Below are 8,769 nucleotides of genomic sequence, written 5' to 3' on the forward strand. Positions count from 1 at the left end.
CGGCGATCCGATCAGCGTCCAGATCCAGGCGTTCCAGTCGTACTTCTGGCCCTCGGTGAGCGCGAAGGCCGAGATCGCCCGCGCGTTCCTGGTGCCCGAGGCGACGATGGCGGCGCGGATCAGCCGGGCCAAGCAGAAGATCAAAGCCGCGGGGGCCACGTTCGCGCTGCCGGAGGGCGCCGAGCGCGAGGAGCGGCTCCGGGTCGTCCTGCACGTGCTGTACCTGATCTTCAACGAGGGGTACATCGCGTCCTCGGGCGGCGACCTGGACCGTCCCGACCTCGCCCGGGAGGCGATCCGGCTGGTCCGGATGGTGCACGCGCAGCTCCCCGAGGACGGCGAGGTCGCCGGCCTGCTCGCGCTGATGCTGCTGACCCACGCCCGCCGGGACGCGCGCGCGACGCCGGCCGGCGACCTGGTCCCGCTGGCCGAGCAGGACCGCTCGGCCTGGGACCGCGACCTGCTCGCCGAGGGGACCGCGCTGGTCAAGGCGTCCCTGGCGGACCCGACGCTCGGCCCGTACCGGTTGCAGGCCGCGATCGCCGCGACGCACGCGGACGCCGTCACGGCCGCCGAGACGAACTGGCGGCAGGTGCACGCGCTCTACCTGATCCTCGAACGGATCGCGCCGAACCCGATGGTCACCCTGAACCGGGCGATCGCGCTGGCCGAGACCGAGGGCCCCGAGGCCGGGCTCGGCCTGCTCGCCACCCTGGACGCGGACGAGCGGATGTCCGGCCACCACCGGCTGCTGTCCGTCCGGGCGCACCTGCTGGAGCGGACCGGCGACACGGCCGGCGCGTACGAGCACTACCGGCTCGCCGCGAAGGCCACCGCCAGCCTCGCCGAGCAGCGCTACCTGGAGGCCAGGGCGAGCCGCCTGAAGGACTGACCGCCCGGCGCCATGTCACAACCGGCGCCGCTGTCTTGTCCCGTGGTCGTCGAGACAAGCTCACGAGCGGGAAGTGGATGGCATGCGGGTATTCGTCGCAGGTGGGAGCGGAGTCCTGGGTCAGGCGCTGGTGCCGATGCTCGTCGCGGGCGGACACGAGGTGACCGCGACGACGACCGGCCCCGCCAAGCTGGACCTGCTGCGCGGGCTCGGCGCGGAGGCGGTCGTGATGGACGGCCTGGACGCGTCGTCGGTGCGGGAGGCGGTCGCCGCGGCCCGTCCGGACGTGGTCGTCCACCAGATGACCGCGCTCGGCGTCACGCACGCCGGGACGAACATGAGGGCCGAGCGGTACTTCCGGAACACCAAGCGGCTGCGCACCGAGGGCACCGATCATCTGCTGGCCGCCGCCGAGGCGGCCGGTGTGCCCCATGTCGTCGCGCAGAGCAACGCGGGCGGGAACGGCCCGAGGGAAGGCGGATGGGAGGCCCCTGAGCGGGACCCGCTGGACCTGGACTCCAGCACGGCCCCCCGTGCGGCGATGGAGTCGCTCCGCCACACCGAGAAGGCGGTGCTCGACGCGGGCGGCGCGGTGCTGCGCTACGGCTGGTTCTACGGGCCGGGCGCGTCCGAGGACCAGGCGAAACTCCTGCGCGAGCGGAAGTTCCCGATGATCGGGCGCGGGACGGGCGTCTGGTCCTGGATCCACGTGGACGACGCGGCGCGCGCGACCGTGCTCGCGATCGAGTCGCGGGCGCGCGGTGTCTACAACATCGTCGACGACGAGCCCGCGGAGGTCCGGGAGTGGCTGCCCTACCTGGCCGGATGCGTGGGCGCGAAGCCGCCGATGCGGATCCCGGCGTGGATCGCGCGGCTCCTGGCCGGAGAGGTCGCGGTGTCGATGATGACGAGGGGGCAGGGCTCGTCCAACGCCAAGGCGAAGGCGGAGCTGGGCTGGGAGCCGGTCCGCCCGTCCTGGCGGCAGGGGTTCAAGGAGGCGCTCGCGTGACCGCGGTGACCGCGGTGACGGGGCCGGGGAGGGCGTGCGCGTGACGCGGGACGAGGAGTTCCAGGAGCTCAGGCCGCTGCTGTTCTCGATCGCCTACCGGATCCTCGGGAGCGTGAGCGAGGCCGAGGACGCCGTCCAGGAGACGTGGCTGCGGTACGAGACGTCCGGGGCCGCGCCCGACTCGCCGAAGGCGTACCTGTCGGCGGTGGTCACCCACCTCTCCATCAACGTGCTGCGGTCGGCGCGCGTCCGGCGCGAGGAGTACGTCGGGCCGTGGCTGCCCGAGCCGCTGCTCACCGATCCCTACGACGATCCGCAGCGGTCGGCGGAGCTGGCCGACTCGGTGTCGACGGCGGCGCTGCTGCTCCTGGAGAGGCTGAGCCCGCTCGAACGCGCGGTGTTCGTCCTGCGCGAGGTGTTCGGGTTCGGCTTCCCGGAGGTCGCGTCCGCCGTGGGCCGGTCGGAGGCGGCGTGCCGGCAGCTGGCCGTCCGGGCGCGGCGGCACATGGACGAGGGGCGCCCGCGGTTCGAGGCCGACCGGCGCGAGCGGCGCGAACTCGCCGAGCGGTTCCTCGACGCGTTCCGCGAGGGCGACGTGGACGCGCTGGCCGGGACGCTCGCCGCGGACGTCCACATGGTGAGCGACAGCGGCGGCAAGGCGCCGCATTGGGGCAGGGGCGTCTTCGGCGCGGCGAAGGTGCTGCGGGTGCTCGCCGCCATGTCCGGGCCGCTGGCGGGGATCGGCGTCGCCGTGGAGTCGCGCGCCGTGAACGGCCAGCCGGGCGCGATCTTCCGCGCCCGGGACGGCCGGATCCTCAACACCTGGACGATCGACGTCCTCGACGGGCGGGTGCAGGCGATCCGGACTGTGATCAACCCGGACAAGCTCGAACATCTCGGGCCGGTGGCCGACGCCTGGGCCGTCAACCGCGCCGCGATCGCGCACCGGAACGGGGCCGGAGGGGGAACACCGCCAGGCCGCACAGGGTGAAGCCCGCCGCCGCGACCGACGCCGACTGCTCTGGAGAACGGAGAGTGCGGGAGCCCCGGCCAGGGCTCCCGCACTCCGCGGGTCCAGGGAGGTCAGACCCCGGCGGGCTCCTCCACCGGCGGCCGGGCGGGGACCGTCGGGCGGCGGCCCGGCATCCACCAGTTGGCCTTGCCGAACAGCTCCATCACGGCCGGCACCAGCACCAGCCGGACGATCGTCGCGTCCACGAGCACGGCGATCGACATGCCGAGCCCGATCTGCTTGACCTCGATGTCCGGGCCGAGCACGGAGGTCATGAAGACGGCGATCATGATGGCGGCGGCGGCCGTGATGACCTTGGCGGTGCTCGCCAGGCCGCTCGCCACCGAAGCCCGGGTGTCGCCGGTCCGCACGTAGTCCTCGCGGATCCGGGAGATCAGGAAGACCTCGTAGTCCATGGACAGCCCGAACAGGATCGGGAACATCATCATCGGCACCCAGCTCGTCACCGGCATGGTGGTCGGGAAGCCCAGGGCCTTGCCGAGCCAGCCCCACTGGACGATCGCGGTCAGCACCCCGTACGCGGCGCCGATCGACAGCAGGTTCATCACCGCCGCCTGGAGCGCGATCGTCACCGACCGGACCAGCGCGACCAGCAGCACCAGGGACAGGCCGAGCACGACCGCGATCATCAGCGGCAGCCGCGCGCCCACCGCGTCGGAGAAGTCGATCACCACGGCGTTCGGACCGCCGATCTGGACCTCCTTGCCGCCGGGGACGGCGGGCAGGACGTCGTCGCGCAGCCGGTGCACGACGTCCGGGGTGGTCTCGTCCTGGAAGTCGGTCCTCGGGAACGCCATGAAGAGGGCGGCCTGACCGTCCCTGCTGACCTGGGGCGGCGTGACGTAGGCGATGCCCTCGGTCTTCCCGACGGCCTCGACGACGGGACGCAGGTCGGTGTCCCGGGACGCGACCGGGGTCGCGAAGACGAACGGCGCGTTGTACCCGGGCCCGAAGCCCTCGGACAGGATCCGGTAGGCCGCGTAGCTGCTGCGGTCGTGCGGCTGGACGCTCGCGTCGGCCATGCTCAGCCGCATCGACAGCGCGGGCGCGGCGAGCACCAGCAGGCCCGTCCCGGCCAGGACGGCCGCGATCACCGGACGGCGCTGCACCGCGGTGGCCCAGCGCTCGGCGGGCGTCCGCCGGAGGGTCCCGCCGCCCGCGCCCTCACCCCGGGCCCCGCGCCGGGGCAGCCGCAGCGAGTTGATCTTGTAGCCGGTGAAACCGAGGAAAGCGGGCAGCAGCGTGACCGCGGCGACCATCGTGACCAGCACGGTCACGGACGCGGCGATGCCCACGCCCGTCATCAGCCGCTGCCCCATGGCGGTCAGGCCCAGCAGCGCGATGACGACGGTCGTGCCGGCGAACAGGACGGCGTGCCCCGCGGTCGTGATGGCCTTGACCGTCGCGCCCTCCGGATCGTCGCCGTCCCGCAGCGCGTCCTTGTAGCGGGTCACGATGAACAGCGCGTAGTCGATGCCGACGCCGAGCCCGATCAGCGCGGACACGATCACGGTGAAGTCGGGTGCGGGGAAGACGTACCCGACCAGCTTCATCAGCGCGATCCCGCCGACGATCGCCATCAGCGCGGTGATGATCGGCAGGCCCATCGCGACGAGCGAGCCGAACGCGACGAACAGGATGATCGCCGCCGCCAGGATGCCGACCGCCTCGCCCGGTCCCTGCGCGGGCGCCTCGGCCTTCTGCGCCTGGTCGCCCGCGAGCCCGGCGGTCACGCCGCCGCCCGAGGCGGCCTTGACCGCGTCGACGAGCGGCCGGACGTCGCCCTTCTTGACGTCCTGGCTGGTCAGCGGGACGGTCGTGCGGGCGATCCGGCGGTCCTCGGTGACCAGCGACGGGTCCTTGTAGGGCGAGACCACCGGGCCGGTGACGGGCGAGGCGTCCAGCGTCGCGACGAGCTTGTCGACCTTCTGCCGGACGGCCGGGTCGTCCAGCCCGCGGTCCGCCCGGACGGCGAGGGTGAGCGTGTCGCCCTGCTGTTCCGGGAAATGCGCCTCGATCAGTTTCTGTGCCTTGGCGGATTCCGATCCGCCGCCGGAGAAATCGTTGTCCGGGGCGGCGCCGAAGCCGAACCCGCCGACCGCCACCGCGAGCACGCCCACGATCCAGGCCAGCAGGACCAGGCGTCTCCGCCGGTAGCAGAAGCGGGCGAGCCCCGCCAGGACGCCGCCCTCGCGTGCGGTCTCGGTCGTCATCATCAAACTCCTTGTGCCTGTGTTCGCGGCCGAACGGAATTGATGATTCCGCGCGAATTCGCCGGAGTCGTCCGCCCGGCGTGTGAATTCGCGCTACGTCCCGTGCCGTATTTCCCTGCCGTTTCTGCTGCGCGCGCCGTGGATCTACTGCGGACGCGGTAGTCGTCCCCTCGTCCGCGCGCAGGAGGTGCGGACGTCCTGTTTTGGCTAGGTTGCGGCTATGAGCACTGGACTGTCCGCCGTCTGGTCCAGGCACCGGGACTGGCTGATCGCGGCCTTCCTCGCGGCGGCCCTGCTGATCACCGCCGCCGGCGAGGGGCATCCCGCCGTCGGCCTGGACCTCTGCGGCTACGCGCTGATCGTGGTCAGCGGCCTCGCGATGGCGTTCGTCCGCCGCGCCCCGATCCCGGTGCTGCTCGTCGCCTGGCTGTGCGTGGCGGGCTACCAGGCGGTCGGGTTCGAGGTGCCCGCCGTCGCGTACCTGTTCGCGACCTACACCGCGGTCCGGGCCGGGCACCGGCTGGTCACGGTCGCGGCGAGCGTGATGCTGCTGCTGACGCTGCCGGTCGCGGCCCTGGTCTCGCCGCACGACTGGTCGGTGGGCGAGTCGTTCGTGCAGGCCCGGGGCGTGCTGGAGATCGCGTGGCTGATCGCCGCCGGGGCCGCCGGGGAGGCGCTGCGGCAGGCCGAGCGGCGCGCGGACGAGGCCGAGCGCACCCGCGAGGAGACCGCGCGGCTGCGCGCGAGCGAGGAGCGGCTGCACATCGCGCGCGAGCTGCACGACTCGCTCACCCACCAGATCTCGATCATCAAGGTGCAGTCCGCGGTGGCCGTCCACCTGGCGCGCAAGCGGGGCGAGCAGGTGCCCGAGGCGCTGCTGGCGATCCAGGAGGCCGGCCGCGAGGCGACCCGCGAGCTGCGCGCGACGCTGGAGACCCTCCGGGACGACTCGACCAGACCGGCCCACGGCCTCGACCACGTTCCCGAGCTGGTCGAACGCGCCCGCGGGACGGGCCTGGAGACGACCCTGACGATCGCGGGCCAGCGGCAGGACGTGCCCGCCGCGGTGGACCGGACGGCCTACCGGATCGTCCAGGAGTCGCTGACCAACACCGCCCGGCACGCCGGGGCGGCGACGGCGGACATCATGATCGACTATCGTCCCGGCATGCTCGCGATCCGCGTGGACGACGACGGCGGGGCCACGCCCGGCAGCGCCCCGGTCCCCGGCGTCGGCCTGCTCGGCATGCGCGAGCGCGTCACCGCCCTCGGCGGACGCCTGCGCGCCGAACCCCGCGCCGAAGGCGGGTTCAGCGTGGAGGCGGAACTGCCGCTGGCGTCCGACCTGCCTGTGGGATCCGAGCGGCCCGTGGTGCCCGCGACGTGATCCGTGTGCTGCTGGTGGACGACCAGCCGCTGCTGCGCGGCGGCTTCCGCGCGCTGCTCGACGCCGAGGACGACATCGAGGTGGTGGCCGAGGCCGCCGACGGCGCGGAGGGCCTCGCGCTCGCCCGGGAGCGGCTGCCGGACGTCGCGCTCGTCGACATCCAGATGCCGGTCATGGACGGCATCGAGACGACCCGCCGCATCGCCGCCGACCCGGCGCTGGCCGGGGTGCACGTGGTGATCCTGACCAACTACGGCTTCGACGAGTACGTCTTCAACGCGCTGCGCGCCGGCGCGGCCGGGTTCCTGGTCAAGGACATCGAGCCGGAGGACCTGCTGCACTCGGTGCGGGTCGCGGCGCGCGGCGACGCGCTGCTCGCGCCGTCCATCACCCGGCGGCTGATCGGCCAGTACGTCGCGCGACCGGCCCGGACGGGCGCCGGGACGGGCCTGGAGGAGCTGACCAACCGCGAGCGCGAGGCCGTGGTGCTGGTCGCGCAGGGCCTCGCCAACGACCAGATCGCGGTCCGGATGGAGATCAGCCCGGTGACCGCGAAGACGCACGTCAACCGGGCGATGATGAAGCTGCGGGCGCGGGACCGCGCGCAGCTCGTCGTGCTCGCGTACGAGTCCGGCCTGGTCACCCCGCGCGGCGCCTGAGGGACGGCCGGGCAGGTCACAGGCTCACGGGCTCACGGGTCCGCGGGCTCACGGGCTCACGGGTCCATCAGGCCGTCGCCGAGGGGCGTGCGGCGGTAGAGGACCTGGCGGCCGTCGCGGGCGCGGCTCACCAGCCCGGTCGCGTGCAGCACCCGGAGGTGCTGGGAGACGGCGCTCGGCGTGACCCGCAGGCGGCGCGCGATCTCGATCGTCGGCAGCGGCTCGGCGAGCAGGTCGAGCAGCCGGACCTTGGGCGCGCCGAGGAGGGCGTCCAGGGCGGGCCGGTCGGGCGGCGGCGCGGGGGTCCAGAGGGTGCCCACGCCCCGGCTGGGGTAGGCGAGCATCGGCGGCTCGTCCGGGCTGAGCGGCGGGGCCGGCTTGTGGACGAAGACCGACGGCATCAGCAGCAGGCCGCGGCCGCCCGCGACGACGTGGTGGTGGCTGATCATCCTGCTGACCCGGAGCACGCCGTCCCGCCAGCGCAGGTTCGGATGCATGTCGGCGAACAGCAGGCGCGCGCCGCCCACGGCGAGGCGGCGCGCGCGGTAGGTCATGTCCGCCTCCAGGACGAGCCGCATCTGCGGCCAGTCCGGCTCGATGGCGAGCGTCCAGTACCGGTGCAGGACGTCGCAGATCGCGTCGCGCAGTTGTTCAACGGCTCCCTCGCGAAGCGCTTCGCGCAGCGGCTCGGGGACGTCGTCGGGCGCGTGGGCGGCCTCCAGGTCGTTCCGGACGAGCGGGCCGGGCGTGCGCCGGACGGCGTCCAGCTCCGTTTCGAAGGCGGGGGCGAACTCGTCCGGACGCGGGGTCAGGAAGTCGGGCAGGGTGTGCCGGCGGCTGACCAGGGAGAGCAGAAGTCGCAGGTCGGAGGGGTCCAGCCCGGCGAGGACGGTCCGCCGCCACGGCAGGTGCAGCGCGTACAGGGCCGGGTCGCGCAGCACCCGCAGGCTGGTGACGGCCTCGTGCAGCGGCGAGAGCGCGAACCTGGTGTCGGCGAGGTCCTCGACGTCCAGCTCGAAACTGATCATTAAGCCGCAGGCTACATTCCTTGGCCGGGTGTGCTCGCGGGCGGTGGACTCGGCCGCATGACGCTGACACCTCCCCGGACGGATCCCCGGGCCGATTCCCGGACGCGGCCCCAGGCGGGCGCCGGCCGCGGCGTGATCCTTCTCCTCGCCCTCACCTGCGGCGTGGCCGTGGGCAACGTCTACTTCCCGCAGGCCGTCAGCCCGTCGATCGCGTCCGGGCTGGGCGTCCCGGCCGGCGCGGCCGCGCTGGTGGTGACGGCGACGCAGTTCGGCTACGCGGCGGGGATCTTCCTGCTGGTGCCGCTCGGCGACCGGATCCCGCACCGCCGGCTGGTCGTCGCGCTGCTCGCGCTGGCCGGGCTCGGGCTGCTCGCCGCCGGAGCCGCGCCCGCGGTCGCCCCGCTGGCCGCCGCGTCCGCGTTCGCCGGGGCGGCCACGGTCGTCGCGCCCATCCTCGGGCCGATGGCGGCCGGCCTGGTCGAACCCGGACGGCGCGGGGCGGTCAGCGGCGTCCTGCTCGGCGGGTCCATCGGCGGCATGCTGCTGTC

The 8,769-nt window shown here is 73.7% G+C and carries 8 protein-coding genes; 6 read left to right on the forward strand and 2 right to left on the reverse strand.

Annotation, left to right across the window (positions count from 1 at the left end; genetic code table 11):
* From AB0J52_RS17530 to AB0J52_RS17540, 3 genes are all read left to right on the forward strand, one after another.
* Positions 1–892, forward strand: an 892-nt coding sequence (locus AB0J52_RS17530; RefSeq protein ID WP_500182632.1) for an RNA polymerase sigma factor, incomplete at its 5' end; no start/stop codon positions are given.
* Between the two features lie 82 nt (positions 893–974).
* Entirely contained in the window at positions 975–1,901 is a 927-nt protein-coding gene (locus AB0J52_RS17535) for an NAD-dependent epimerase/dehydratase family protein (protein WP_500182633.1), read from the forward strand.
* A 40-nt stretch (positions 1,902–1,941) separates the two neighbouring features.
* Positions 1,942–2,892: an RNA polymerase sigma-70 factor gene (locus AB0J52_RS17540; protein ID WP_500182639.1), complete on the forward strand. Its 951-nt coding sequence runs from the start codon at positions 1,942–1,944 to the stop codon at positions 2,890–2,892.
* Between the two features lie 92 nt (positions 2,893–2,984).
* On the opposite strand, the gene AB0J52_RS17545 is transcribed toward AB0J52_RS17540, so the two are convergent.
* Positions 2,985–5,147, reverse strand: coding sequence for an MMPL family transporter (locus AB0J52_RS17545; RefSeq protein ID WP_500182634.1), 2,163 nt, complete (start codon positions 5,145–5,147; stop codon positions 2,985–2,987).
* A 220-nt stretch (positions 5,148–5,367) separates the two neighbouring features.
* Between AB0J52_RS17545 and AB0J52_RS17550 the strand changes: the two genes are divergently transcribed.
* The gene (locus AB0J52_RS17550) at positions 5,368–6,534 is read left to right on the forward strand and encodes a sensor histidine kinase (RefSeq protein ID WP_500182635.1); all 1,167 of its coding nucleotides are present in this window, start codon (positions 5,368–5,370) and stop codon (positions 6,532–6,534) included.
* Positions 6,531–7,193, forward strand: a complete 663-nt coding sequence (locus tag AB0J52_RS17555; protein WP_500182636.1) for a response regulator — start codon at positions 6,531–6,533, stop codon at positions 7,191–7,193. Before AB0J52_RS17550 ends, AB0J52_RS17555 begins: the two co-directional genes overlap by 4 nt.
* 56 nt (positions 7,194–7,249) lie before the next feature.
* On the opposite strand, the gene AB0J52_RS17560 is transcribed toward AB0J52_RS17555, so the two are convergent.
* On the reverse strand, positions 7,250–8,221 hold the full coding sequence (locus AB0J52_RS17560) for an ArsR/SmtB family transcription factor (RefSeq protein ID WP_500182637.1): 972 nt from the start codon (positions 8,219–8,221) through the stop codon (positions 7,250–7,252).
* A gap of 132 nt (positions 8,222–8,353) precedes the next feature.
* Between AB0J52_RS17560 and AB0J52_RS17565 the strand changes: the two genes are divergently transcribed.
* The coding region (locus AB0J52_RS17565) for an MFS transporter (RefSeq protein ID WP_500182638.1) at positions 8,354–8,769 on the forward strand (416 nt) is incomplete at its 3' end.

This window comes from Spirillospora sp. NPDC049652, assembly GCF_040675125.1.
Lineage (GTDB): Bacteria > Actinomycetota > Actinomycetes > Streptosporangiales > Streptosporangiaceae > Spirillospora.

What these genes read in the sequence shown, in the direction of transcription:
- AB0J52_RS17535 (WP_500182633.1), top strand. Translation starts at nt 975, where the DNA reads ATGCGGGTATTCGTCGCAGGTGGGAGCGGAGTCCTGGGTCAGGCGCTG.
- AB0J52_RS17545 (WP_500182634.1), bottom strand. Translation starts at nt 5,147, where the DNA reads ATGACGACCGAGACCGCACGCGAGGGCGGCGTCCTGGCGGGGCTCGCC.
- AB0J52_RS17550 (WP_500182635.1), top strand. Translation starts at nt 5,368, where the DNA reads ATGAGCACTGGACTGTCCGCCGTCTGGTCCAGGCACCGGGACTGGCTG.
- AB0J52_RS17560 (WP_500182637.1), bottom strand. Translation starts at nt 8,221, where the DNA reads ATGATCAGTTTCGAGCTGGACGTCGAGGACCTCGCCGACACCAGGTTC.